This is a genomic window from Pseudomonas zhanjiangensis (genome assembly GCF_041027545.1).
Lineage (GTDB): Bacteria > Pseudomonadota > Gammaproteobacteria > Pseudomonadales > Pseudomonadaceae > Aquipseudomonas > Aquipseudomonas zhanjiangensis.
This window is the reverse complement of record NZ_JBFTEG010000002.1, coordinates 187,551-212,779: the sequence shown is the minus strand read 5'-3', so window position 1 is coordinate 212,779 and position 25,229 is coordinate 187,551. Positions and strand designations below refer to the sequence as shown.

The 25,229-nt window shown below is 64.2% G+C and carries 25 protein-coding genes; 12 read left to right on the top strand and 13 right to left on the bottom strand.

The window, feature by feature from the left end; translation table 11 throughout:
* Window positions 1-38 precede the first annotated feature (38 nt).
* The 4 genes from AB5S05_RS03515 (at window position 39) to rpoS (ending at window position 3,665) form a co-directional block, all read left to right on the top strand.
* A complete protein-coding gene (locus AB5S05_RS03515) occupies window positions 39-674 on the top strand; it encodes a protein-L-isoaspartate(D-aspartate) O-methyltransferase (protein ID WP_369286342.1) in 636 nt (211 codons plus the stop codon).
* Window positions 675-699: 25 nt separating this feature from the next.
* A complete protein-coding gene (locus AB5S05_RS03510; RefSeq protein ID WP_369286058.1) occupies window positions 700-1,638 on the top strand; it encodes a polyprenyl-phosphate transporter in 939 nt (312 codons plus the stop codon).
* 56 nt (window positions 1,639-1,694) lie between these two features.
* Complete coding sequence (locus AB5S05_RS03505) at window positions 1,695-2,552, top strand: peptidoglycan DD-metalloendopeptidase family protein (protein WP_438943533.1); 858 nt, start codon at window positions 1,695-1,697, stop codon at window positions 2,550-2,552.
* 105 nt (window positions 2,553-2,657) lie between these two features.
* Window positions 2,658-3,665, top strand: coding sequence for an RNA polymerase sigma factor RpoS (gene rpoS / locus AB5S05_RS03500; protein WP_369286056.1), 1,008 nt, complete (start codon window positions 2,658-2,660; stop codon window positions 3,663-3,665).
* 442 nt (window positions 3,666-4,107) lie between these two features.
* Here rpoS and fdxA read toward each other — a convergent pair whose 3' ends face one another.
* The gene (gene fdxA / locus AB5S05_RS03495) at window positions 4,108-4,431 is read right to left on the bottom strand and encodes a ferredoxin FdxA (protein ID WP_369286055.1); all 324 of its coding nucleotides are present in this window, start codon (window positions 4,429-4,431) and stop codon (window positions 4,108-4,110) included.
* Between the two features lie 138 nt (window positions 4,432-4,569).
* Complete coding sequence (mutS, locus tag AB5S05_RS03490) at window positions 4,570-7,143, bottom strand: DNA mismatch repair protein MutS (RefSeq protein WP_369286054.1); 2,574 nt, start codon at window positions 7,141-7,143, stop codon at window positions 4,570-4,572.
* A 79-nt stretch (window positions 7,144-7,222) separates the two neighbouring features.
* Here mutS and AB5S05_RS03485 point away from each other — a divergent pair, with 79 nt between their 5' ends.
* The 3 genes from AB5S05_RS03485 to recX all read left to right on the top strand — a co-directional run bounded on the left by AB5S05_RS03485 (window position 7,223) and on the right by recX (window position 9,347).
* Window positions 7,223-7,735 carry a CinA family protein gene (locus AB5S05_RS03485; RefSeq protein WP_369286053.1) on the top strand — a complete coding sequence of 171 codons (513 nt, stop codon included), beginning with the start codon at window positions 7,223-7,225 and terminating at the stop codon, window positions 7,733-7,735.
* An 89-nt stretch (window positions 7,736-7,824) separates the two neighbouring features.
* Window positions 7,825-8,868, top strand: a complete 1,044-nt coding sequence (gene recA / locus AB5S05_RS03480; protein WP_369286052.1) for a recombinase RecA — start codon at window positions 7,825-7,827, stop codon at window positions 8,866-8,868.
* A 20-nt stretch (window positions 8,869-8,888) separates the two neighbouring features.
* Window positions 8,889-9,347, top strand: coding sequence for a recombination regulator RecX (recX, locus tag AB5S05_RS03475; protein ID WP_369286051.1), 459 nt, complete (start codon window positions 8,889-8,891; stop codon window positions 9,345-9,347).
* Between the two features lie 39 nt (window positions 9,348-9,386).
* Here recX and AB5S05_RS03470 read toward each other — a convergent pair whose 3' ends face one another.
* Window positions 9,387-10,475 carry an LOG family protein gene (locus tag AB5S05_RS03470; RefSeq protein WP_369286050.1) on the bottom strand — a complete coding sequence of 363 codons (1,089 nt, stop codon included), beginning with the start codon at window positions 10,473-10,475 and terminating at the stop codon, window positions 9,387-9,389.
* A gap of 264 nt (window positions 10,476-10,739) precedes the next feature.
* Complete coding sequence (locus AB5S05_RS03465) at window positions 10,740-12,143, bottom strand: MBL fold metallo-hydrolase RNA specificity domain-containing protein (protein WP_369286048.1); 1,404 nt, start codon at window positions 12,141-12,143, stop codon at window positions 10,740-10,742.
* Window positions 12,144-12,270: 127 nt separating this feature from the next.
* Between AB5S05_RS03465 and AB5S05_RS03460 the strand changes: the two genes are divergently transcribed.
* Window positions 12,271-14,721 (top strand): phosphoketolase family protein, encoded by a 2,451-nt coding sequence (locus tag AB5S05_RS03460; RefSeq protein ID WP_369286047.1) that lies wholly within the window; start codon window positions 12,271-12,273, stop codon window positions 14,719-14,721.
* 29 nt (window positions 14,722-14,750) lie between these two features.
* Here the strand turns inward: AB5S05_RS03460 and AB5S05_RS03455 are convergent, their stop codons facing one another.
* On the bottom strand, window positions 14,751-15,152 hold the full coding sequence (locus AB5S05_RS03455) for a quorum-sensing-regulated virulence factor family protein (RefSeq protein ID WP_369286046.1): 402 nt from the start codon (window positions 15,150-15,152) through the stop codon (window positions 14,751-14,753).
* 143 nt (window positions 15,153-15,295) lie between these two features.
* Here AB5S05_RS03455 and AB5S05_RS03450 point away from each other — a divergent pair, with 143 nt between their 5' ends.
* The gene (locus AB5S05_RS03450) at window positions 15,296-16,006 is read left to right on the top strand and encodes a tRNA-uridine aminocarboxypropyltransferase (RefSeq protein WP_369286045.1); all 711 of its coding nucleotides are present in this window, start codon (window positions 15,296-15,298) and stop codon (window positions 16,004-16,006) included.
* Here the strand turns inward: AB5S05_RS03450 and AB5S05_RS03445 are convergent.
* A complete protein-coding gene (locus tag AB5S05_RS03445; RefSeq protein ID WP_369286044.1) occupies window positions 15,942-16,904 on the bottom strand; it encodes a DMT family transporter in 963 nt (320 codons plus the stop codon). The genes AB5S05_RS03450 and AB5S05_RS03445 overlap by 65 nt on opposite strands.
* Window positions 16,905-17,110: 206 nt before the next feature.
* Here AB5S05_RS03445 and erdR point away from each other — a divergent pair, with 206 nt between their 5' ends.
* Window positions 17,111-17,770, top strand: coding sequence for a response regulator transcription factor ErdR (erdR, locus tag AB5S05_RS03440; protein ID WP_369286042.1), 660 nt, complete (start codon window positions 17,111-17,113; stop codon window positions 17,768-17,770).
* A 44-nt stretch (window positions 17,771-17,814) separates the two neighbouring features.
* Here erdR and AB5S05_RS03435 read toward each other — a convergent pair whose 3' ends face one another.
* Complete coding sequence (locus AB5S05_RS03435) at window positions 17,815-18,741, bottom strand: LysR family transcriptional regulator (RefSeq protein ID WP_369286041.1); 927 nt, start codon at window positions 18,739-18,741, stop codon at window positions 17,815-17,817.
* A 115-nt stretch (window positions 18,742-18,856) separates the two neighbouring features.
* On the opposite strand from AB5S05_RS03435, the gene fpr reads away from it, so the two are divergent.
* Window positions 18,857-19,636, top strand: a complete 780-nt coding sequence (gene fpr / locus AB5S05_RS03430; RefSeq protein ID WP_369286040.1) for a ferredoxin-NADP reductase — start codon at window positions 18,857-18,859, stop codon at window positions 19,634-19,636.
* A 99-nt stretch (window positions 19,637-19,735) separates the two neighbouring features.
* Here fpr and AB5S05_RS03425 read toward each other — a convergent pair whose 3' ends face one another.
* Window positions 19,736-21,115, bottom strand: a complete 1,380-nt coding sequence (locus tag AB5S05_RS03425; protein ID WP_369286039.1) for a diguanylate cyclase domain-containing protein — start codon at window positions 21,113-21,115, stop codon at window positions 19,736-19,738.
* Window positions 21,116-21,328: 213 nt separating this feature from the next.
* The gene (locus tag AB5S05_RS03420; protein WP_369286038.1) at window positions 21,329-21,748 is read right to left on the bottom strand and encodes a VOC family protein; all 420 of its coding nucleotides are present in this window, start codon (window positions 21,746-21,748) and stop codon (window positions 21,329-21,331) included.
* Between the two features lie 60 nt (window positions 21,749-21,808).
* Here AB5S05_RS03420 and AB5S05_RS03415 point away from each other — a divergent pair, with 60 nt between their 5' ends.
* Window positions 21,809-22,111: a putative quinol monooxygenase gene (locus tag AB5S05_RS03415; protein WP_369286037.1), complete on the top strand. Its 303-nt coding sequence runs from the start codon at window positions 21,809-21,811 to the stop codon at window positions 22,109-22,111.
* Window positions 22,112-22,115: 4 nt separating this feature from the next.
* Here AB5S05_RS03415 and tsaA read toward each other — a convergent pair whose 3' ends face one another.
* From tsaA to AB5S05_RS03395, 4 genes are all read right to left on the bottom strand, one after another.
* Window positions 22,116-22,826, bottom strand: a complete 711-nt coding sequence (tsaA, locus tag AB5S05_RS03410; RefSeq protein WP_369286036.1) for a tRNA (N6-threonylcarbamoyladenosine(37)-N6)-methyltransferase TrmO — start codon at window positions 22,824-22,826, stop codon at window positions 22,116-22,118.
* A 64-nt stretch (window positions 22,827-22,890) separates the two neighbouring features.
* A complete protein-coding gene (locus tag AB5S05_RS03405) occupies window positions 22,891-23,688 on the bottom strand; it encodes a DUF2182 domain-containing protein (protein ID WP_369286035.1) in 798 nt (265 codons plus the stop codon).
* A gap of 2 nt (window positions 23,689-23,690) precedes the next feature.
* Window positions 23,691-24,326, bottom strand: coding sequence for a DUF1326 domain-containing protein (locus tag AB5S05_RS03400; protein ID WP_369286034.1), 636 nt, complete (start codon window positions 24,324-24,326; stop codon window positions 23,691-23,693).
* A gap of 127 nt (window positions 24,327-24,453) precedes the next feature.
* Window positions 24,454-25,224, bottom strand: coding sequence for an SDR family oxidoreductase (locus AB5S05_RS03395; protein ID WP_369286033.1), 771 nt, complete (start codon window positions 25,222-25,224; stop codon window positions 24,454-24,456).
* Window positions 25,225-25,229 lie beyond the last annotated feature (5 nt).

Below are 25,229 nucleotides of genomic sequence, written 5' to 3'. Positions count from 1 at the left end.
ATCGCGAGCAAGACGAACTGCAGCGCCGGGGGATCGGCATGACCTCGCAGCGGACCCGCGAGCGCTTGATTCAGCGCCTGTATGAGGAAGGGTTGTCCAATCCTCATGTGCTCGAAGTGATCAGGCGTACACCGCGCCACCTGTTCGTCGACGAGGCCCTGGCCCATCGGGCCTACGAAGATACCGCGCTGCCCATCGGGCACAATCAGACCATCTCCCAGCCCTATATGGTTGGGCGCATGACCGAGTTGCTGCTGGGCGCCGGGCCGCTGGACAAGGTGCTGGAGATAGGCACCGGCTCGGGCTACCAGACCGCGGTGCTGGCGCAGCTGGTCGAGCGGGTGTTTTCGGTCGAGCGTATTCAGGGCTTGCAGGATCGCGCCAAGGAGCGCCTGCTCGAACTCAACCTGCGTAACGTGGTGTTCCGTTGGGGGGATGGCTGGGAAGGTTGGCCGGCCCTGGCCCCGTACAACGGCATTATCGTTACCGCCGCCGCCGCCGATGTGCCCCAGGCGCTGCTCGACCAACTGGCACCCGGGGGACGCCTGGTAATCCCGGTCGGTGCCGGCGACGTGCAGCAGTTGCTGTTGATCGTTCGCGAGGAGCAGGGCTTCTCCAGGCATGTGCTGGATGCCGTGCGCTTCGTTCCACTGCTCAACGGGCCGTTGGCCTGACCCCCTCGTTCGATTGGAAGGATTCATGAACAAGTATTTCCTGCTTTTCGCCAAAGGCATTGCCATGGGCGCTGCCGACGTCGTGCCTGGGGTTTCCGGCGGCACCGTGGCTTTTATCAGTGGCATCTATGACGAACTGCTGCGCTCCATCGCCAGCGTGCCTCACGCCTTGGGTCTGCTGCTGCGTGGGCGGGTGAGCGCGGCCTGGCAGGCGGCCAATGCCACCTTTCTGCTGGTACTGCTGGTCGGGATCCTCACCAGCGTGGCCAGTCTGGCACGCCTGATCACCTATCTACTGGTGCATCAGCCGATTCCGGTATGGTCTTTTTTCTTCGGTCTGATCCTGGTTTCTTCGCACCTGGTGGCGCGAGATATCCGGCGTTGGAACTGGTCCCGTGGAGTGGCTTTTGCCCTGGGCGGTGCATTCGCCTACTGGGTCACGGTCGCCTCGCCCATGCAGTGGGGGACCGACTCCCTGAGTATTTTCCTGGCTGGCGGCATTGCCATCTGCGCGATGATCCTGCCCGGTATTTCCGGCAGCTTCATTCTGGTTCTGCTGGGCCTGTATCCCTTTATCCTTGGCGCCGTGAAGGGCCTTGAGATTACCGTGCTGGCCCTTTTCGCCAGCGGCTGTCTGGTAGGGCTGGTCAGCTTTGCGGGCCTTCTGCGCTGGTTGCTGGTGCGTTGGCGCGACCTGGGTCTGGCGTTCCTCACCGGGCTGATGCTTGGCTCGCTGAACAAGATCTGGCCCTGGAAGGAAACCCTGAGCTGGCGCCTCGATCGTCATGGCGAACAGGTGCCGCTACTCCAGGCCAACCTGTTGCCGCAGCGCTTTGCCGAGGTCACCGGGCAGGATCCGCAGGTGCTGTTGGCTATGCTTTTGGCAGTGGGCGGAATTGTATTGGTGCTGGGGCTGGAGTGGATCGCCAGGCGTCAGCAGCAAAGCGCTGGCTACGCCGAATAATTCCGGCACAATACGCGCCAGTTAGCAGGTGCCAGTAGCCGGCAGGGGAGAACGGGGTGAGTTTCACGGCCATTCAACGGCAAATTCGCTGCAGCAGCACTCGGTGGCTACTGAGTGGCCTGGTCTTGGGCGCCTTGCTCGCAGGCTGTGCGAGCCCGCCGCCCGGAGACGTACAGGTGGTCGATCGCGATCGCCGTGCGCCCGCGCACAAGCGTCCGACCGTGACCCACGGGCAATATTTGGTGCAGCGTGGTGACACCCTCTACTCGATCGCATTTCGCTTCGGTTGGGACTGGAAGGCCTTGGCTGCGCGCAATGGCATCTCCCCGCCCTATCTGATTCGGGTCGGGCAGGCGATCCGCTTCGATGGCAAGCAGCCGACCAGTTCGACCAGGGCGACGGCTGCGCGAGCCACCCCTGCCACGCCTTCGCGGCCACCCGCCGCCCCTGTTCAGAGCCGGGTTGTGGCTGCTCCGGCGACGTCTGCCACGCCCGTCAAGAGCGCCCCTGCCACCACACCGGTACAGGCCGTTGCGCGCTCGGCGTCGGGATGGGCCTGGCCTTCGAATGGGGTGCTGATCGGGCGATTTTCCTCAAACGGTAGTTTGAATAAAGGCATTGATATAGCCGGGGAATTGGGACAGCCTGTTCTAGCTGCGTCTGATGGATCAGTGGTGTACGCCGGGAGTGGTTTACGGGGCTACGGCGAGTTGGTGATCATCAAACACAGCGATACCTACGTAAGCGCCTACGGTCATAACCGCAGGCTGTTGGTGCGGGAGGGACAGCAGGTCAAAGTCGGGCAGACCATTGCCGAGATGGGTTCCACGGGAGCCGACCGGGTGAAGCTTCATTTCGAAATTCGCCGCCAGGGTAAGCCTGTAGATCCATTGCAATACCTGCCACGCCGCTGACCTGAATCCAGCCTTTCCCTTCACGTGGGTGGGACAGGCTCAGGTGTGGCCAAGGACTCAGGCGCCGCCAGAGCTTGCTGTCGAACTCAGCAAGGGACAATAACAATGGCACTCAAAAAAAAAGTAGCGCCGGAGTTTGACGTAGACGATGAGGTGCTCCTTATGGAGTCGGGCATTGTCCTGGCCGATGTGGGGAGTGAGAAGACAGACGCGTCGACTGCTCAAACCAAGGCCAAGCGCTCCACCAGCAGCAAGCAGCACAAGTACATCGATTACACGCGTGCGCTTGATGCCACTCAGTTGTACCTCAACGAAATCGGTTTCTCCCCTTTGCTTACTCCCCAAGAGGAAGTGCACTTCGCGCGACTGGCGCAGAAGGGCGATCCGGCTGGGCGTAAGCGCATGATCGAAAGCAACCTGCGCCTTGTGGTGAAAATAGCCCGCCGCTATGTCAACCGCGGCTTGTCGCTGCTGGACCTTATTGAAGAAGGCAACCTCGGCCTGATCCGGGCGGTCGAGAAATTTGATCCGGAGCGGGGGTTTCGGTTTTCCACCTATGCTACCTGGTGGATCCGTCAGACCATCGAGCGGGCGATCATGAACCAGACCCGCACTATTCGTCTGCCGATTCACGTGGTCAAGGAGCTCAACGTCTATTTGCGCGCGGCGCGCGAGTTGACGCAAAAGCTCGACCATGAGCCCTCGGCCGAAGAAATTGCCAACCTGCTGGAAAGGCCGGTAGGCGAGGTCAAGCGCATGCTGGGCCTGAATGAGCGGGTGTCCTCGGTGGATGTCTCCCTCGGGCCGGACTCTGACAAGACGCTGCTCGATACCTTGACCGACGATCGCCCGACCGATCCTTGTGAATTGCTGCAGGACGATGATCTTTCACAGAGCATCGACCAGTGGTTGTCGGAGTTGACCGATAAGCAGCGTGAGGTGGTAGTGCGTCGCTTCGGCTTGCGTGGTCATGAAAGCTGTACGCTCGAGGAGGTTGGTCAGGAGATCGGCTTGACTCGAGAGCGAGTGCGGCAGATTCAGGTCGAAGCGCTAAAGCGCCTGCGTGAAATTCTGGAAAATAACGGCCTGTCGAGCGACGCATTGTTTCAATAGGCTTGCATGACTGTCAGGAAACCCGGCCGCGGCCGGGTTTTTTGTGCGCGCCCATGTAAGTATTTGCTTACGCGGTCTGTAAGCGATTGCCGGAAAGCTTCGCCTGTTAGTCGCTTGCTTTCATTTTCAACTTATTTAAGTATTTGATTTATAAGAAATTATTATGTGTGTCGCGCGCTGTGTGAGCAATGTCGGTCGTAGTTCCATGACTTGTTAAGCGCGAGGAAGTCGCTAGTATTTCAACTGTGCCGAGGGACAGGCACGGGCTGCCAAGGATGGTCGCCAGGACAATCGCGGGAAGCGATCTCATCAGGATGATGAACAGGGAATACAGGGAATAGGGACAAAAGAGTGGGCGGGTAACACCGCCCCTTTTTTTGCCTGCAGAAAAGTAAAAGACCCGCATCTAGCGGGTCTTTTGTCTGGGGCCGGGGGGGTGTGACTAGCGCTCCAGGTGTTGCAGCTTGTCTTTCACGCCATCCCACTCTTCGGCGTCTTCCAGCGCTTCTTTCTTCTCGGTAATGTTCGGCCAGACTTCGGCCAGGTCGGCGTTGAGTTCGATGAATTCTTGCATGTCCTCTGGCACTTCGTCTTCGGAGAAGATCGCCTGGGCCGGGCACTCGGGCTCGCAGAGTGCGCAGTCGATGCACTCGTCCGGGTGGATCACCAGGAAGTTCGGGCCTTCGTAGAAGCAGTCCACCGGGCAGACTTCCACACAGTCGGTGTATTTGCACTTGATGCAGTTGTCGGTAACGACGAAGGTCATGGTCTGATTCTCTCCTCGGGCAGCGTTCTGGTCCCTTTCTGGACAGGGCTTGCAGGCGCTCGTTAATGCCACGGCTCAGGCTGTAAACCGGGCTATCGTAAAAATGCGCGCGATTCTAACAGTTTGTGCGTTTATAGGTTAGATGCGTGTCTTCCATGTATATAACAGCTCGAGCGCACTGCGCGGTGTCAGATCATCCGGATTGATTTTCAGCAATTCGTCCAGTACCGGGTGCGGCAGGCTGGCAAACAGGTCGCTTTGCAGCGGCGCCGGGGCCTGGCCCGGTGTTTGCCGCGGTTGCTCGTGGGGCAGGCTGGTGGTTTCCAGGCGGGCCAGGTGCTCCCGGGCGCGCACGATCACCTCGTTCGGTACCCCCGCCAGTTGCGCGACGGCCAAGCCGTAGCTCTGGCTGGCCGGCCCCGGCAGCACATGATGCAGGAAGACGATGCGTTCGTTGTGCTCGGTGGCATTGAGGTGCACGTTGGCCACGTTGGGCTCGCTCTCCGGCAGTACCGTCAGCTCGAAGTAGTGGGTGGCGAACAGGGTGTAGGCGCGCAGTTTGGCCAGCTGCTCGGCGGCGGCCCAGGCCAGGGACAGGCCGTCGAAGGTACTGGTGCCGCGGCCAACCTCGTCCATCAGCACCAGGCTGTGCTCGCTGGCGTTGTGCAGGATGTTGGCGGTTTCACTCATCTCCACCATGAAGGTCGAGCGGCCACCGGCCAGGTCATCGCTCGAGCCGATGCGGGTGAAGATCCGGTCGACCAGCGACAGTTCGCAACGGGCGGCCGGGACGAAGCTGCCGATATGGGCCAGCAGCACGATCAGGGCGGTCTGGCGCATGTAGGTGGATTTACCACCCATGTTCGGCCCGGTGATGATCAGCATGCGCGTGGCATCATCCAGGTTCAGGTCGTTGGCGACGAAAGGGGTGGTCAAGACCTGTTCGACCACCGGATGGCGGCCTTGCTCGATGCGCATGCACGGCTCATCGACGAAGCGCGGGCGGTTGAGGTCCAGGTTCAGGGCACGTTCGGCCAAGTTGCTCAGCACGTCCAGTTCGGCCAGCGCGGCGGCGCTGTCCTGCAGCGGAGCCAGGCGACCGATCAACAGTTCCAGCAGTTGCTCGTAGAGCATCTTTTCGCGCGCCAGGGCGCGGCTCTTGGCCGACAGCGCCTTGTCCTCGAACTCCTTGAGCTCGGGAGTGATGAAGCGTTCCGCGCCTTTCAGGGTCTGGCGGCGGATGTAGTCGGCGGGGGCGGACTCGGCTTGCTTGCTCGGCAGCTCGATGAAGTAGCCATGCACGCGGTTGTAGCCGACCTTGAGGTTGGCCAGGCTAGTGCGAGCCTTCTCGCGGGCCTCCAGGTCCATCAGGTACTGGCCGGCGTTCTCGCTTAGCGCCTGCAGTTCGTCGAGTTCGGCGTCGTAGCCGGTCTTGAGTACGCCGCCATCGCGGATCACCGCCGGCGGGTTGTCGATGATGGCGCGGCCGAGCAGTTCGGCCAGTTCCGGGTAGGTGCTGACCATGCCCGCCAAGTCGGCCAGGTGCGGCGACTCAAGGTTGCTCATGGCCATCTGCAGCGTGGGCAGGGTGGCCAGGGCATCGCGCAGGCGCGCCAGATCGCGTGGCCGGGCATTGCGCAAACCGATCCGCGCGAGGATGCGCTCTAGGTCGCCGATTTCCTTGAGCTGCGGTTGCAAGGTCTCGAAGCGGTAGCGCTCCAGCAGGCAGGCAATCGACTCCTGGCGCGCCTTCAGTACCGTACGATCGCGCAGCGGCCGGTTCAACCAGCGGCTGAGCAGGCGGCTGCCCATGGCTGTCTGGCAGCGGTCGACCACCGATTGCAGGGTGTTGTCGCGACCGCCGGCGAGGTTGATGTCCAGCTCCAGGTTGCGCCGGCTGGCGCCGTCGAGGATAACCGTATCGTCCAGGCGCTCATGGCGCAGGCTGCGCAGATGCGGCAGGGCGGTGCGCTGGGTCTCCTTGGCGTAGCCGAGCAGGCAGCCGGCGGCGCCGATGGCCAGGGTCAGGTTCTCGCAGCCGAAGCCCTTGAGGTCTTGGGTGGCGAACTGTTGGCAGAGGCTCTTGTGCGCCGAGTCGCGCTCGAAGTCCCAGGGCGCCCGGCGTCGCGCGCCACGGCGCTTCTCGGCCGGCAGGCCCTGGGGCCAGTCGTCCGGGATCAGCAGCTCGACCGGATTGAGTCGCTCCAGTTCGGCCAACAGGTTCTCCCAGCCCCGAATCTCCAGCACGCTGAAGCGGCCGCTGGTGATATCCAGCACCGCCAGACCGAACAGGCGCTCATCACCCAGCACTGCGGCCAGCAGATTGTCGCGCCGCTCGTCGAGCAGGGCCTCGTCACTGACCGTACCGGGGGTGATGATGCGCACCACCTGGCGTTCCACTGGGCCCTTGCTGGTGGCTGGGTCGCCGACCTGCTCGCAGATCACCACCGACTCGCCGAGCTTGACCAGCTTGGCCAGATAGCCCTCGACCGAGTGGTAGGGTATTCCGCACATGGGAATGGCCTGCCCGGCCGACTGGCCGCGGGCGGTGAGGGTGATGTCGAGCAGCTTCGCGGCCTTTTTCGCGTCCTCGTAGAAGATCTCGTAGAAGTCGCCCATGCGGTAGAACATCAGCTGGTCGGGATGCTGGTTCTTCAGCTTCCAGTACTGCTGCATCATGGGGGTGTGGGCGCTGAGATCGCTCTGGCTCATCTTTAATAACTGTCCGGCTGAATCGCAAAAGCGCCTAGTGTACGGTATCCCCCTGTCAGGCTTTAACCCCGGAGTGCAGATGAGTGTGAACGATCAGGCTTCGACCCGTTTGGCCGCCGAGCTGGGGCGCCGACTGCTGGCGCTCGGGGCTCAGGTCAGTACCGCCGAGTCCTGTACGGGGGGCGGCATTGCCGAGGCCATCACCCGAGTGCCCGGCAGTTCGGCCTGGTTCGAGGCCGGCTATGTGACCTATTCCAATGCGCAGAAGAGCAAGCAGCTGGATGTGCCGCAGCACCTGTTCGCTAGCGTCGGGGCCGTCAGCCGGGAGGTGGTCGAGGCCATGGTCAGAGGCGCCCAGGTCCATAGCGGCGCACGTTTCGCGGTCGCGGTGAGCGGGGTGGCCGGCCCGGATGGCGGCTCGCCGGACAAGCCGGTGGGTACGGTCTGGCTGGCCTGGGGCGCGCACGATCGATTGGTCAGCGAGCGTCGGCAGTTCTCTGGTGATCGTGGCGAAGTTCGCCGACAAACGGTCGAGGCCGCGCTAGAGGGGCTGCTGCGGCTGGTCGCGGAAGAAAATCCAGATGCGGGGTAGGCGAGCGACTTGCCCTATGGAATAATACTGGCTACTTATACAGTTGTTGGCGGCCGTTAGCTGGCCCTCTTGATCACGTGAGGATATCAATGGACGAGAATAAGAAGCGCGCCTTGGCGGCTGCCCTGGGGCAGATCGAAAAGCAGTTCGGCAAGGGTGCGGTGATGCGCATGGGCGACCATGAGCGGCAGGCGATTCCGGCTATTTCCACCGGCTCGCTCGGCCTGGATATCGCCTTGGGGATTGGCGGTCTGCCGAAGGGCCGGATCGTCGAGATCTACGGCCCCGAGTCTTCCGGCAAGACCACCCTGACCCTGTCGGTGATCGCCGAGGCGCAGAAGCTGGGGGCGACCTGCGCCTTCGTCGACGCCGAGCACGCGCTGGATCCCGAATATGCCGGCAAGCTGGGGGTGAATGTCGACGACCTGCTGGTCTCGCAGCCGGATACCGGCGAACAGGCCCTGGAAATCACCGACATGCTGGTGCGCTCCAATGCGGTCGACGTGATCATCGTCGACTCGGTGGCAGCCCTGGTGCCCAAGGCGGAAATCGAAGGCGAGATGGGTGACATGCACGTGGGCCTGCAGGCCCGCCTGATGTCCCAGGCGCTGCGCAAGATCACCGGCAACATCAAGAATGCCAACTGCCTGGTGATCTTCATCAACCAGATCCGCATGAAGATCGGCGTGATGTTCGGCAGTCCGGAAACCACCACTGGCGGTAACGCCCTGAAGTTCTACGCCTCTGTGCGCCTGGACATCCGCCGCACCGGTGCGGTGAAAGAAGGCGACGAAGTGGTCGGCAGCGAGACCCGGGTCAAGATCGTCAAGAACAAGGTGGCACCGCCCTTCCGTCAGGCCGAATTCCAGATCCTCTATGGCAAGGGCATCTACCGCAACGGCGAGATCATCGACCTGGGCGTGCAGCAGGGGCTGCTGGAGAAGTCCGGCGCCTGGTACAGCTACCAGGGCAACAAGATCGGCCAGGGCAAGGCCAATTCGGCCAAGTACCTGGAAGACAATCCCGAAGTGGCACGCACCATCGAGGGCCTGATTCGCGAGAAGCTGCTGGTTTCCGGCGCACCGGTCAAAGCCGTGGTCGACGATCTGGCCGCTGTCGAAGTCGACGCTTGATAGGCGCCTAGAGCCTCTTCGTGGAGCTGGATAACCCGCTTGCCGTACGTCGCGCGGCAATGGACCTGCTGGCGCGTCGCGAGCATGGGCGCGTCGAGCTGTTGCGCAAGCTGCGCAAGCGTGGCGCCCCCGAAGCGTTTATCGAGCCCGCCCTCGACCGCTTGGAGCAAGAGGGCTTGTTGTCCGAATCACGCTACCTGGAAAGCTTTGTCGCCTACCGTGCGCGGGCCGGTTACGGCCCGCTGCGGATTCGCGAGGAGCTGACGCAGCGAGGCCTGGCTCGTGCCGATGTCGAGCAGGCCCTGCGCGACAGCGGCATCGACTGGGCGGTTCAGCTGCAGGCGTGCTGGCAGCGCAAGTTTTCCGGGCGGCTGCCGGAGGATGCCCGCGAGCGTGCCCAGCAGGGGCGCTTTCTCAGTTATCGCGGTTATCCGCTGGAGCTGATCGGTCGGCTATTGCGCGGCACGCTGGACGACTGACCATCGGCTGCACGACCGCGCCCGACGGGTGTGTATTGGTCAGGCATGAGCTGACGCTCCTGCCCAGTGCCTGGGTTGGTTGAGCAGATTCAGCAGTTCCCGCAAGCGGCCATGATCCCGTCCGTTGAAGGCAAACGCCAAGCGGCTCAGGTGGCGCAGTTCCGGCTCGTCCCGCTCCAGCTCGGAGGGCGGCTGCAGGGTGAATCCGCCATCGGTGCAGAGGCCGCTGAAATCACGGTTTATTGCCTCCATGGCCGCCTCATTGAGTGGATGGTTCAGGCGCACGACAAAGCGGTCTCTGAGCCAGCGACTGGAATGGTAGTTGCGATAGAACTGGGCGATCTCCGCTGCTGCCGCTTCGGCACTATGCGCCAGATGCATCAGGTGCATGTCGCTGGCGAGGATGTAGCCGTTGTCCCGCAGGTGTTTCTCGATGAACGCCAGGGCTTCCTTCCAGTAGGTACCGCCCGGCTGATCCAGCAAGACCACCGGTACCAGCGGGCTCTTGCCGGTCTGAATCAGGGTGAGCACTTCCAGGGCTTCATCCAGGGTGCCGAAACCTCCAGGGCAGAGCACCAGGCCGTCGGCTTCCTTGACGAAGAACAGCTTGCGCAAGAAGAAGAAGTGGAACGACAGCAGGTTGCCGCTGCCGTGTACCGTGGCGTTGGCCCCTTGCTCGAAGGGCAGGGTGATGTTGAAGCCCAGGCTGTTTTCCAGTCCAGCACCCTCGTGGGCGGCGGCCATGATGCCGCCACCTGCGCCGGTGACGACCATCAGGTCATGGTGCGCCAGCGTGGCGCCGAGTTCGCGCGCCAGGGCGTAGAGCGGGTGGTCGATGGGCGTGCGCGCCGAGCCGAACACGGTGACTTTGCGGCGTCGTTTGAACTGCTCCAGGGTGCTGAAAGCGTTTTCCAGTTCGCGTAGGGTCTGCAGCATGATCTTGGCGTCCCAGCGATTGCGGTCGGCCTGCGCCATGCGTATCACCGTGATCAGCATGTCACGGTAGAGCGGCAGGTTCGGACTGTCGGAGGGGGCGACCAGGGTCACCAGCTCGTCGACTTTATCGGCCAGGTCGATGCCGCTGGTCTGGAAATGGCGGGATAGGTAATCGTCCGGTTCGTAGGGCATTCGACTTCTCCTTTCTGGATGCCGACCGGGTCACTAGGTGCCTCGAAGAACCCGGCCCTGATCAGAGTATGGCCGGGCCAGAGCCTTTTGCCGGGCAAAAAATACCTACGGGTGGGCGTAGTCCGGTGTTCCAGGTCGCCAGCTTGGCCATCGCGGCACGGCCTAGGGGGGCTCCTCGCACGGGTCCCATATCAGTCTGCAAGACCCGCTCGGTTGGTGTGCACCCAATGGCGTTCTGAATGCTCCGATGCAGCTGGCGTCCCCTCAGAGGGCGATCTGTTCGCCGGGTTCGGGAATGTTGGCGATCCAGTTCAGGCGCTCGCGCAGCACTTGCTGCAGTATCTGCATTTTCTCCAGTTCGCCATGCACCAGGTAGAGTTCGGGGTGATGGTCGAAGTGGCTGACCCAGTCCAGCAACTGCGACTGGCCGGCGTGGGCGGAGAATCCGCCCAGGGTATGCACCTGGGCTTTTACCGCGATGCGCTGATGGAGCATCTTTACCGTGCTGGCGCCCTCGACGATGGCGCGGCCGGGCGTTCCCCGGGCTTGGAACCCCGGGAACACCACATGGCAATCGCTGCGCCAGAGGTTGTGCTTGAAGTGGTGGGCGATGCGCCCGCCGGTGCACATGCCGCTGCCGGCGATGATGACCGCGCCGCTCTTGATCCGGTTGATCGCCATGGATTCTTCCGGGGTCGGGGTGCAGCGCAGTACCGGTAGCCAGTCTTCGATGCGTTTGATGTGGTTGGCGGCGATGGTCGCCTGGTCGGCCGCATTGAACAGGTGGGGGAAGTGCGAATAGATGGCATTGGCCCTGATGGCCATCGGGCTGTCGAGGAAGACTGCCTGTTGCGGCAGACGTCCCTCTTGGTAGAAGCGCCCGAGGTGGTAGATCAGGTCCTGGGTGCGGCCCACGGCGAATGCGGGAATCAGCACATTGCCACCGTCGCGATGGGCCTGCTGGAGGATTTCTGCCAGCTCTTCGATGGTCTCGCTGCTGGAGCGGTGGTCGCGGTCGCCGTAGGTGGACTCCATCAGGATCACGTCGGCCTGGTCGAGTGTGGTCGCTTTGCGCATCAGCGGCGAGCAGCTGTTACCCAGGTCGCCGGAGAATACCAGTCGGCGGGTCAGGTGATGGTCCTGCACCTGCATTTCGACGATGGCCGAGCCGAGGATATGGCCGGCATCGTGAAAGGTCACCTGTACGCCCGGGGCCACTTCGCAGGGCTGGTCGTATTTCTGCGGGCGCCGCTGTTTGAGCGTCTGCTCGGCATCCTCGGTGGTGTACAGCGGGTCAATCGGTGCTTTGCCCAGGCGAGCACGCCACTTGTTCTCCCACTCGGTGTCTTTCTCCTGAATGTTGGCGGCATCCAGAAGCATCAGCTCCATCAGCTCGCAGGTTGCATTGGTGGCGAAGACCGGCCCGCGATAGCCGGCGCTGACCAGCTTTGGCAGCAGGCCGGTGTGGTCGATGTGGGCATGGGAAACTACCACGGCGTCCAGGCTCAGCGGGTCGAAGGCGAAGGCGCCCCGATTGCCTTCCTCATCTTCGCGACGGCCCTGGCGCATGCCGCACTCGAGCAGCACCTTGGCGCCGTCGCGGCTTTCGACCAGGTAACACGAACCGGTGACTTGCTGAATCGCGCCAAGAAAGCTGAGCAGAGCCATGGGAAAAGTCCTGTTGTTAGCCTGAAGGCATCAGGTTGCCGCGAATCTGTGGCCGCAGCCTTGATACAGGTCAGCTTAGCCCCGTCCTCGCTTGCCTAGACTGCAGGAGAACAACAGGAGTGCACTCATGTCGCAGATACTGCCCAGCGCCAACGAATTGGCCGACCACGCCCGGGCCGAGCCCAGCTTTGCCGACTGGCAGCAGGGCTATGGTCCGCTGCAGCACAGCCTGGAGACCCGCGCCGCGGTATTTCGCCTGGCCCACCAACTGGTACAGGCGGGATTGCAGCCCGATGTGGCTCGCGTCTATCGATTGCTCCATGGGCTGGACCGAATCAATGCGGCGGCCCTGTGGTTGGTGGTGCACATGACCTACGCGCAGCGCGTTCGCCTGGACGGTAGCGCGCTTGCTGCCGCCGACTTCAAGGTCACGCCGGAGGGGCATACCGGTGGCGCCCTGAATATGGTGCCGGCCTACGCCGGCTACCTGGCGCTGAACGCCCTGACCGGCGAAACCCGCGGTTGGCTCATGGGTCAGGGCCATTGTGTGGCGGCCATCGAGGCACTCAACCTGCTGACCGCTAACCAGCATCCCGAGCAGGCCGAGCGTTACCCGTGCGATGAGACGGGCATGAGTCGCCTGGTCGGGGATTTCTACAGCTATGCGCAGGCTGCCGATGGTCGTGCCGGGATTCCGCTTGGCAGCCACGTCAACCCGCATACCGCCGGGGGGATCGCCGAGGGTGGCTACCTGGGTTTCGCCGAACTGCAATATGCGCACCTGCCGTTGCCCGGGGAGACGCTGGTGGCCTTCCTCTCCGATGGCGCGGCCGAGGAGCAGCGCGGCAGCGACTGGATGCCGCGCTGGTGGCGGGCGGAGGATTGCGGGCTGGCCCTGCCGGTGATGATTGCCAATGGCCGGCGCATCGAGCAGCGCACCGAACTGGGGACCGACAGGGGCATGGCCGGCTTCCGTGAGCATCTGGCGCACTGTGGCTTCGACCCGATCGGCCTCGATGGCCGTGATCCGGCGGCCTTTGCCTGTGCCCTGTGGGAGATGGAGCAGCGTTTGGCTCACCGGGTCCAGGAACGGCGCAGCGGCATCCTTCGCTACCCGTTGCCGATGCCCTACGCCATCGCCGAGGTCGAGAAGGGTTTCGGTTTCTATGGCGCCGGCAGCAACGCCGCGCACAACCTGCCGTTGCCGGGCAACCCCCATGTCGATGACGAGTCCCGGGCGCTATTCAATCAGCATGCTGGCGTATTGTGGGTGCCGCCGGCCGAGTTGCAACAGGCCTGCGCGCGCTTGCTCGAAGGTCGCGGGGCGCGGCCGCTGGAACGTGACCATCCGCTGGCGCTGCGTCGGCCGGCGTTGCCCCGTATTCCCGCGCTGCATTACAGCGACGCGGCCTGTTCGCCGATGGCCGCGCTGGATCGCTTCTTCGTCGACCTGGTTGCCGCCAACCCGCAGCTGCGTCCACGGGTCGGCAATCCGGATGAGCTGGCCAGCAACCGGCTGGGTGAGGTGCTCAAGACCCTCAAGCATCGGGTCAGCCAACCGGAAAGCGAGCTCGAGGCGGTGGATGGCGCCATCATCACTGCGCTCAACGAGGAGGCGGTGGTGTCGGCCTGCCTGGCCAACCAGGGCGGCCTGAACCTGGTGGCCAGCTACGAGGCCTTCTGCGTGAAGATGCTCGGGGCGGTGCGCCAGACGCTGATTTTCGCCCGTCAGCAGAAAGAGGTCGGACGCCCCGCCGGGTGGCTGGGCTGGCCCCTGGTGGCGACATCGCACACCTGGGAGAACGGCAAGAACCAGCAGTCGCACCAGGACACCAGTTTCTGCGAGGCGCTGCTCGGGGAGATGGGCGACATGGTACGGCTGGTATTTCCGGCCGACCACAACTCGGCGTTGGCCCTGCTGCCGGCGATCTATCAGGCGCGCGGGCAGCTGGCCTGCATGGTCATCCCCAAGCGCGAGCAGCCCAGCCAGTTCGGCCGACGCCAGGCGGAGCAGCTGGCCGCCGATGGCGCCATTCTGGTAGATGAGTACCTGGGCGACAGTGCACCGGGCGACGACTCGCCGGGCAACGATTCGCCGGGCGACGCCCCGCTGCTGCTGATTGCCACCGGCGCCTACCAGTTGACCGAGATGCGCCGGGCCGCCGCGCGCCTGAGTGCCGCGCACTGCAGCTGGCGGCTGATCTACCTGCAGGAGCCCGGGCGTTTCCGCGCGCCGCGCGATCATTGGGAGCAGGCCGCCATCGCCGAGGCCGCGGTGCGCGACAGGCTGTTCCCGCAGGCCTGCGCGCGGCGCATTCTGCTGACCCACATGCGCCCCGAGGTGGCCCGTGGCTACCTCGGCGCGATTCTTCCTGATGTCCGCCAATCCCGCGCATTGGGTTATCGCAATCGAGGTGGCACATTGGATCAGGCCGGCATGCTGTTCGCCAATCGCGCCAGCTGGGCACATGTTCTGGAGGCTGCCGCCGAGCTGCTCGGCGTGGCGCTGGAGCACCTGCTCGACGCCGACGAGCGGGCGGCGGTGGCCGGTAGGGGAGAACCGCGTGTGCTGTGCTGATGGCGCCAGCGGATGCAGGCGGCGTGTATTCAGTCGGGCGAGGTGCAATCGCTCTCGCGGAAGGTCTCGCTGGCGATCGGCCGATTGCTGCGCAGCTCGCTGAATTCGTAGCGCAGCAGCGCACCCTGAGCCAGCAGCCGGCGATAGCCGTCGTTGGCGCAGACGCTGTTGCTCAGCTGGACCCGCACCTGCTCGGGATTGGCGCGCATCTGCGCGGCATGCGCCGGGCGCACGCTGAGGTGATTGACCAGCTGATTGCCATCGACGCTATAGCCCCGATCGAGAATGTCTTGGTTGATCGCCCGGGGCGTGCCGATACTGCTGTCGCGGGCAACCCGTTGCAGCAGGCGGCTCAGCTCGTGGTCCTTGAGCGAGGCCGCCTGGGCCAGCAGTGGCAGGCACAGGGTGATGGCCAGGAGGAAGCGCGGCATGGGTACTCCAGTCGGTTGGTGGATACGACAGGCTGAGGTGCATGGGGTTCAGCCTCGATGGATGCGCTTTGTTAGACTGCCGGGCTTTGGCCGCCAGGATCAAGCATGAGCCCCTCTTCTTATTACTGCATGGCGCCGCTGCGATGAGCCATGCGGTCGCCCGTCTGCGTGCCGCCCGCCTGGCGCGCAGTGAAAAACCCTTTCTCGCCCGCGGTTCCAGAGCCGTACGGTGCCCGAGCTGTCGTCTGGCGGTGAGCCACTGCCTGTGCGCCTGGCGTCCGCGGGTGCAGGCGCAATCGGCCGTGTGCCTGCTGATGCATGACGTCGAGGCGCTCAAGCCGAGTAACACCGGCTGGCTGATCGCCGATGTGCTGGCCGATACCTCGGCCTTTGGCTGGCTGCGCACGGCCGTCGAGCCCGGCTTGCCGGCGCTGCTGAGCGATCCGCAGTGGCAACCCTACCTGGTATTTCCCGGCGAGTATGCGGCGCCCGAGCGGGTGGTCGACAGCGTGCAGCTGGCCCCTGGCAAGCGACCGCTGTTCGTTCTGCTCGATGCGACCTGGACCGAGGCGCGCAAGATGTTCCGCAAGAGCCCCTACCTGGACGGCTTGCCGGTGCTCAGTCTGCAACCTGAGCAACTGTCGCGTTACCGCTTGCGGCGCTCCAAGCGCGACGACCACCTGTGTACCGCCGAGGTGGCCGCCCTGTGCCTGGAGCTGGCCGGCGACCGCTGCGCCAGCGAGGCCCTGGACGCCTACCTGGACGTGTTCAGCCAGCACTACCTGGCGGCTAAAGCCCCACGCGCGGTTGACCTGGAGGATGCCCTGCATCAGCGCCTGCGACAGTTTCTCTGAGGTCGGTGCTGGGCGAGGGCAAGGCTTTTGGCCACAGCTGGGCGAGCAGCATGCCGGCGAACATCAGCGCGCAGCCGATGTAGCCGCGCAGGTGCAAGGCTTCGCCGAGTAGCCAGGCGCCGGCGATGGCGGCGAACACCGCCTCCAGGGAGAGGATGATCGCGGCGTGGGAGGCGATCGCATGCTGCTGTGCCACCACCTGCAGGGTAAAGCCGATGGCCACGCCGAACAGGCCGCCGTAGAGAATCGCCGGGCCGGCGGCGAGGATGGCGTCGAGCTGGATGTCCTCGAAGATCACCGCCAGCAGCAGGCTGATCAGCGCGCAGGTGGCAAACTGGATGGCCGCCAGGCGCAGCGGGTCGTGACGACTGGCGAAGAAGCCCACCAGCAAGACATGCAGACCCCAGACGAAGGCGCCGGCCAGCTGCAGCCAATCGCCGGAGGCGATCTGGAAGCCGTCGCCGACGCTCAGCAGGAACATGCCGACCACCGCCAGCGAGGCGCCGAGCCAGATGCCCAGCCCGGCCCGCTGGCCGATCAGCAGGCCCAGCAGCGGCACGATGATCACATAGAGCCCGGTGATGAAGCCCGAGTTGGTCACGCTGGTAAACAGCAGGCCCACTTGCTGCAGGTTGATCCCCAGCGCCAGCACCAGGCCCATCAGGCCGCCCCCCAGCAGCAAGGGGCGGCTAAGCCCGGGGGGCGGCGCCAGTGCCGGGCGGCGCTGCAGCCAGCCGAGCAGCGGCAGCAGGACCAGCGCCGCCAGCGCGAAGCGCAGTCCGCTGTAGAGAAAGGGGCCGATCGAGTCCATGCCCAGGCGTTGGGCGACGAACGCCGAACCCCAGATCATGGCTGTGACCAGCATCAGCAGGTCGGCGCGCAGGGCTTTGTTTTGCATTAAGGACGCTCGTTGAGCAAAACTGCAGACTCTGCCGCAAAGTGTCGTGCTTGACCACCCCGTGTTCGCTCGGCATGCTGGGCGCCGCCTCAGGCGCCTCTGTGGTCCAAGCCCCTTGCTTCGCGGGGCAACTCAGGCGCCGCCGATGGCCAGGTACCGCTGCCCTCGCCACCGAGGCTACTCCCATAACAAGAACAGGATCCGCCATGGCTGCTTTTGAAATCCTGATTGCCGACGATCACCCATTGTTTCGCAGTGCCCTTCAGCAGGCGCTGACGCTTGGCTTGGGGCCCGAGGTGCGATTGGTCGAGGCGGCCAGCATCGCCGAGCTGGAGGCCTGCCTGGCGCAGAAGGCGGATTGGGACCTGGTCCTGCTCGACCTGAATATGCCCGGCGCCTATGGCTTCTCCGGTCTGGTTTTGCTGCGCGGACAGTACCCGCAGGTTCCTGTGGTGATGATCTCGGCACAGGAGGACCCGGCGGTGGTGGCGCGCTCGCGTGAGTTCGGCGCCAGTGGCTTCATTCCCAAGTCCAGTTCCTTGGAAACCATTCAGCAGGCGGTGCGCGCGGTGCTCGATGGCGATGCCTGGTGGCCGCTGCAAACCGAGGAGGCGAGCGGCGTTTCCGCCGAGGCCAAGGCCGCCAGTGACGGTCTGGCCAGCCTCACGCCGCAGCAGTTTCGCGTATTGACCATGGTCTGCGAGGGCTTGCTGAACAAACAGATCGCCTACGAGCTGAGTGTCTCGGAGGCAACCGTCAAGGCCCATGTCACGGCGATCTTCCGCAAGCTCGGGGTGCGCACCCGAACCCAGGCCGCGCTGCTGTTGCAACAGCTGGAAAGTATCCCGACCAGCCAAGCGGACTGATCCCGGGCAGGGCGAGCCCGGCACTTGGCTCGCGCGGGCAGGCGTCAGGCAATGCTCGGCAGGACGATCTCGTCGCTGCGTCTGACCCCGGCGGTCAGGGCACGGCACAGCTCGAGAAACTCGCGCATGGCCGCCGCCTGGTATTTCTGTCTGTGCCAGATGAAGTAGAACTGCCGGCGCAGGTCCAGGCTGGGGGTCTCCACCGGCACTAGGCTGCCGCGGCGGAAGGCGTCGCGCAGCGCCAGGCGCGAAATGCAGCCGATGCCCAGGCCTGATTCCACGGCGCGCTTGATCGCCTCGGTGTGCTCCAGCTCCAGGCGAATGTTCAGCGAACCGGGGTGGTGGCGCATGGCCTGATCGAAGGTCAGGCGGGTGCCCGAACCCTGCTCGCGGAGAATCCAGGCCTCACGGGTCAACTCCTCCACGCTGGCCTCGCCGCGCTGGGCCAGGCGGTGCTGGGGTGCGCAGAACACCACCAGCTCATCCTCGACCCAGGGCTGGACCTCGATGTCCGGATGCTGGCAGTCACCCTCGATCAAGCCCAGATCCAGTTCGAAGTGGGCGACCTGTTGCACCACATAGGCCGTGTTGTGCACCTGCAGGGTCACCCGGCATTCGGGGTGACGCTGCATGAAACTGCCGATCAGCAGGGTTGCCAGGTAATTGCCCACGGTCAGGGTTGCACCGACGTGCAGCGAGCCGAAACCGCGTTTGCCGGCCAGCAGGCGCTCGATCTCCCTGGCCTGGTCAAGCAGCGCCACCGCCTCGGGCAGCAGCTGCAGCCCGAGGGCGTTGAGGCTCAGGCGCTTGCCGGCGCGATCGAACAGCTGGCAGTCGGACTGGCGCTCCAGCTCGCTCAGCGAGGTGCTGGTGGCCGACTGCGACAGCGCCAGCGACTCGGCGGCGCGCGAGACGCTTTCCTGCTGGGCAACGGCGACGAATACCTGGAGTTGTCTAAGGGTAAATCGCATATCTATATAACCGATAACCTATATCTTAATAATCCACTTAACAGATATTCTGCGCCCGCCTAAAATGCGCCGCAATCACCCTGTTGCATGTCAGCGTATTTTCGAGGAAGCCAGCATGAGCAATCTGAACGTCGAGCGTGTGCTCAGCGTCCATCATTGGAACGATACCCTGTTCAGCTTCAAGACCACGCGCAATGCCGGGCTGCGCTTCGAGAACGGTCAGTTCGTGATGATCGGTCTGCAGCAGGATAACGGTCGCCCGCTGATGCGCGCCTACTCGATCGCCAGCCCGAACTACGAGGAGCACCTGGAGTTCTTCAGCATCAAGGTGCCGGACGGCCCGCTGACCTCCAAGTTGCAGCACCTCAAGCCGGGCGACGAACTGATGGTCAGCCGCAAGCCGACCGGCACCCTGGTGCTCGACGACCTGCTGCCGGGTAAGCACCTCTACCTGCTCAGCACCGGTACCGGCCTGGCGCCGTTCATGAGCGTGATCCAGGACCCGGAAACCTACGAGCGTTACGAGAAAGTGGTGCTGGTGCACGGCGTGCGTTACGTCAACGAGGTGGCCTACCGCGAGTTCATCACCGAGCACCTGCCGCAGAACGAGTACTTCGGAGAGTCCCTGAAGAGCAAGCTGATCTACTACCCGACCGTGACCCGGGAGGAGTTCGAGAACCAGGGCCGGCTGACCGATCTGATGCGCAGCGGCAAGCTGTTCCGCGACATCGGCCTGCCACCGATCAACCCGCAGGATGACCGTGCGATGATCTGCGGCAGCCCGAGCATGCTCGATGAAACCAGCCAAGTGCTGGAGAGTTTCGGCCTGAAGATCTCGCCACGCATGGGCGAGCCCGGGGACTACCTGATCGAGCGCGCCTTCGTCGAAAAATAAGGCGCAGGCCCAATAGCAGAGCTCGCCGCCCGGCGAGCTTTCTTGTTGTGGTCTCGGGCCCGGGTGCATGGCCGGGCCGCTGCTGCGCTGGACGTCTGCCTACGCCTGGCGCTCTGCCAGGCTGTCTTCCAGGTTGATCTGGAAGCGATTGCCACCGAGACGCTTGGCCAGATACATGGCCTTGTCCGCATGCTGGAGCAGCTGCTGTGCATCGGCACCATGCTGGGGGTAGAGCGCCACGCCGATGCTGGGTGGAACCAGCTGGGCCTGGCCGTTGAGGTCGAATGGCTGGTTGAGCGCCAGGCGGATCTTCTCGGCCGCGGTGATCACATGGTCCGGCGAGTGAAAGTCTTGCAGCAGCACCACGAATTCGTCTCCGCCCAGGCGCGCGACCGTGTCCGATTCGCGCAGGCAGTCGCGCAGGCGCTGGGCCACCAACTGCAACAGCTGATCGCCCACGGCATGGCCGAAGGTGTCGTTGACCTGCTTGAATTTGTCCAGGTCGAGAAACACCAGGGACAGCTGCAGCTGCTCGCGCCGTGCCCGGGCCAGGGCGATGTGCAGGCGGTCATACAGCAGGGCGCGGTTGGGTAGCTGGGTCAGCTGGTCGTATTGCGCCATGAACTGCAGGCGGCTGAGCATCTGTTGACGCTCCACGGTCGCCGCCACCTGGGTCGAGACGAACTGCAGCAGCTCCTTGTCCCGATCGGTGTAGCGTGCCTCCTGGGCATAACTCTGCACGACCAAGGCACCGATGGTGCCCTTGCGCGTATTGAGCGGCACACCCAGCCAGTAGAGCGAGTCGCAGTCGAGCTCGCGCACCTGTTGCGGCAGCGTGGCGAGGGTCTCCGGGGCGCGCAGCAGGGTCTGCCCGCTACGGATGATCTGCGCGCCGAGGGCGCAGGTATCCAGCAGGGCGGGCGCCGCCGGCTGCCGGCGTTCGTCGGCATGGTAGGCGATGCTCAGCTGGTTGCTGCGCTCATCGTGCAGCACCACCGAGAACAGGCTGGCCGGCAGCAGTTCGCCGATGATCCGGTGGATTCGCTGAAACAGGCCGGGCAGGTCCTGGGCCGAGTGCGCGGCCTCGGAAATGGCGTAGGTGGCTGCCTGCATGGATTCGCTGCGCTTGCGTTCGGTAATGTCGCGAGCGACTGCGATTCGCAGCTGATCGTCCTCCGACCAGCGTGCCGACCACATGATGTGGACGATCTGGCCATCCTTGCGCACATAGCGGTTCTCGAAGTGGGGCTTGCTGGTGCCCGCCATGATCTCGTCGGCGGCCTGCAGCGTTCTGGCCCGATCCTCCGGGAAGACCAGCTCGATCATCGGCTGGCCCAGCATTTCCTCGGGGGTATAGCCGAAGATGCGCTCGCAGGCCGCGCTGACGAAGACGAATCGCCCCTGGCGATCGACCACGCAGATGGCGTCGAGCAGGAGGTCGATGACGTTGCTGGCCGGCAGGTAAGTGGGCTTGTTCATCGATTGACGGTCTGTCTCTGACAACTGGATATCCACACGAGTGGCGTCGTACCGCTAAGCATCAAGCCTAGCGCAAGCCTGAGGGCAATCCGCTGACAGTCAGAACAATACTTCAATCGAGCCCGCAAGGGGCAGGCGAGCGCTTCGCCACGCCCCATTTTCCTGCGCCCGCCCAGTCAGCGTGGCAGTCCAGAGGCGTGTCTGGCCAATCGCTCAGGCGCGCGCAGGCGGGCTGAAGCGTTGCCCGGAGATGGCCGGGTGGTAGATCGGCTGGACCTTGTTCCCGGCCGGGTCGAGCAGGTGAAAGCTGCGGGCGCCATCGCCATGATCGAAGGGGCTGTCCAGCAGCGTCACGCCCTGTGCCTTGAGGTATTGGTACCAGGCCTCCAGTTGTTCGACGCTGTCGACGATAAAGCCGAAGTGATCCATCGCCTGGGTGCCGCTGCTGTCGGCATGGGCGCGGCCCAGCGACAGATTGTCGTTGCCGCAGGTCAGGTAGACCAGGTTCGGGCCGGCCCGGTGCAGCACCTGCATGCCGAGTATATCGACGTAGAAGCGTTCGCAGGCCTCCAGGTTGGGCACCAGCAGGGCAAGGTGGCGCAGGCCGTTGAGTCGACTCGGGCGGTTGGTCATCTTATTGATCCTCTTTTTGTATACAATTTGAGGCCAATATAAGACAAAGTGGAGTTCGCTGTGTACTGCCTGTTGCTCAAGACTCAACTCAAGCCTGGAAGTTTCGATGCGTTCATGGCGGCCATGGGCGTCAATGCCGCGGCTTCGGTGCGTGACGAACCGGGTTGCCTGACTTTCGATCTGCTGCGTGATCGTCGCGACCCCGACTGCGTCTGGCTCTACGAGCTGTACACCGACGAGGCGGCGTTCGAGGCGCACACCCGGACGCCGCACTTTCTCGCCAGTCGGCCGCTGGTCGAGCCGTTGATCGTCAGCCAGCAGGTGATAGAGGCCGACGTGCTGGCGCTCAATCCTGGCCGCTGAGAGATCACAACTCGCTCGGCGGAATGGCCGGCACCACTTCCAGCACGCAAATCCGCCCCGGCTGCGGGTAATGCCAGCGTACGTCGACATCCCAGAAGCTGGCACCGTAGCGCCGCTCCGGTTGCGGCTGCTGATAGGCCGGGCGCGGGTCCTGGGCCAGGCATTGCTCGATCAGCTCGGTCAGGGGTTCGTTCAGGCGCAGGCCATGCGCTCGCGCCTGTTGCAGGGCCTTGTCCTGCCAGTCGACGGCGATGGCCGCTGGGGCGCTGTCGGCGATGCGGTTGTAGGCGGTGGGCACGCTGTCGGCATAGGGCACGTAGGGCTTGATATCCAGCACCGGGGTGCCATCGAGCAGGTCGATGCCCGATAGCCAGAGGCGTCCGGCCTCGACGCGGTCGAGCTTGACCACCGATTGGCCGATGCCGTTGGGCCTGTGGGTCGCGCGACTGGCGAAGACCCCCAGCGACTGGTTGCCGCCCAGGCGCGGCGGCCGCACCTTCAGTCGTGGCTTGTCTTCCAGCGCCTGGTGGAACAGGAACAGCAACCAGACGTGGCTGACCTGTTCCAGACCCTGCACCGCCTCGCCCGTATCGAAGGGCGCAAGCAGCTCCAGGACCCCACGTGCGGCAGGTGCCAGTTGCGGTTGGCGCGGTATGGCGAACTTCTCCTTGAAGCAGGAGCGGACGAAGCCGATGGGCGATACGGAGTAGGGCATGAGCGCAGTTGATAGTGGTGAGGCGGCCATCTTACCCGCAATGGCCGCTGGCCTTAAGCGCGGCCTAGTAGAGCAGCAGCGCCAGCGCCCAGGCGATCAGCAGCAGTCCGGCGCCACGGCCAAGCCAGAGGCCATGGGGCAGCAGTTTTTCCAGCAGCACATAGAGGCTGATCGCGGCGACCCACAGCAGATTCATCACGCCCCCGACGAACAGCAGGGCCATCAGCATCCAGCAGCAGCCCAGGCAATACAGGCCGTGGCTGAGCCCCATCCGCCACCCGCCGAGGATACCGGCGCGCCAGTGGCCGAGGAGAAACTGCACCGGCCCGCGGCAATGGGCCAGGCAGGCGGATTTGCCGGGCAACCATTGGTAGACCCCGGCACCGAGTAGCAGGGCCGCGCCCAGCCAGTGGCTCTGGCTGCGCATCTGCGGATCGAGCAGGGTCAGTCTGTCCAGGCCCCATTGCACTGTGGTGGCGACCAGGCTGAAACCACCCCATATCAGCAGATAGGCCAGACAAAACAGCAGCAGGGCCAGATGCCGTTGTGGCGCGTTCTGGTACCTGCGCAGCATCTGTTGGTAGAGCAGGATCATCGGCAGGGCGCTGGGCAGCATCATGCCGACCATCATCACCGACCACATCGCCAGCATCAGCAGCGCATCGGCCGCACGCCAGGGCATCGGCATAGCCGCCATGGCCATGTCGGTCATGGCGCCCGGTGCGGCCAGGCGCAGCAGAATCAACCATGCCATGCCGGTCATCGCCAGCAGGCACAGCAGGCACAGCCATTGCTCCCGGCTGAGCGGCCAATGGGGCAGGCGTCGCTGCTGGTCGGCAGCGCCCGCGGACACGGCTTGCACGCTCAGCGCACCACGCCTTGGCCGGTGAAGTGCAGGCGGGCGAAGTGGCCGTGACTATTCTGCGCGGCGATCTTGATCGCCCCCTGGGTCTGGTAGGTGCCGCTGCCGACCTGCGCTTCGGTGAACTCGAAGCCTTTGGGCAGCACTATCCGCGCTTCCTCGGGCTCGCCGGTCACCGGGTTGCGAATCGGCTCGCCGGTGACTTCGAGTACCCCGGCGATGCGGGTGCGTGCCAGGCGCTTATCCACGTCGACCTCGAACTCGATGGGCACGAACTGCGGTTCGAACATTTCGCTGATGGTGCTGGCAAATACCGAGAACACTGTGCTGCCGGGCTCGCTGTCCTCGCCGGAGAGAATGCGCAGCAGCGCGTCGCGCTGCTGCGCACTGGCCTTGTCTTCGATGAAGACCTGGCAGCGGCCGTTGCCTTCATGGATGGCGCCGGGCCAGGCAAAGGTTGCCACCCAGCACAGGTCGTCGAGCTTGACCTGGTTGTAGTGGCCTTGGTCTATACGCATCGATACCACTGCCTCGCAGTGGCCGTGGCTGGGTCGCGCGCTGAATTGGCAGGGACAACCCCAGTCACAGTTGCAGGTGGCGAATTCGGCGCCCTGCATGCGCCAGTCAGCCATGCTCATGGCTTAGCTCCTTGCCGCTAGTGCAGCCTGAAGTATTCTGCCCCCCCTCAACAATAAAGCTAGCAGAGCGGCAGGTGGCCGCGCGGCCCGCCGGACTGACGGGCGCGCGGCCCGCAGCCGGGCGCGCTCAGAGGCTGAAACCACCGTCGATGGGGATGATGGTGCCGGTCATATAGGCGCCGGCAGTACTCGCCAGGCTGATCGCCAGGGCCGCCATTTCTTCCTCGCGGCCCCAGCGTTGCATCGGGATCAGGGCGCTGTCCTCGGCCATGGCTGCTTCATCCTCGGCGATATGCCGGGTCATCTTGCTGGGGAAACGACCGGGTGCGATCACGTTGACGTTGATGTGCTGGCCGACCAGTTCGCGGGCCAGCATGCGCGACAGCTGGTGCAAGGCGGCCTTGCTCGGGCCATAGGCGTAGGCCTCCTCGCCGTGGGAGCTGATGCCGGCGACCGAGCCGATATTGATCACCCGTGCCGGGTTCTGCGCAGAGCCGGCCTGGCGCAGCAGCGGCAGCAACTGCTGGATACAGCTGAACACCGACGTCACATTGAGCTGCATGACCTTTTCCCAACCCTTGACCGGATAGGATTCCAGTGGCGCGCCCCAGGTGGTACCGGCGTTATTGACCAGGATGTCCAGCCGATCGATCGCGCCATCGAGCTGCTCGACCAGCGCCCGTACGCCTTCCTCGTGGGCCAGGTTGGCGGCGATGCCGTGGCAGCTGCCGAACGCCGACAGTTCGGCGGCCGTCTGTGCGCAGGCCTCGGCGTCGCGGGCGCAGACATAGACGCTGGCCCCGGCTTCGACGAGGGCCTTGGCGATCATCTTGCCGATGCCGCGGGTGCCGCCGGTGACCAGAGCAGTGCGACCTTGCAGGGAAAAGTAGGGGTGCATGGCGA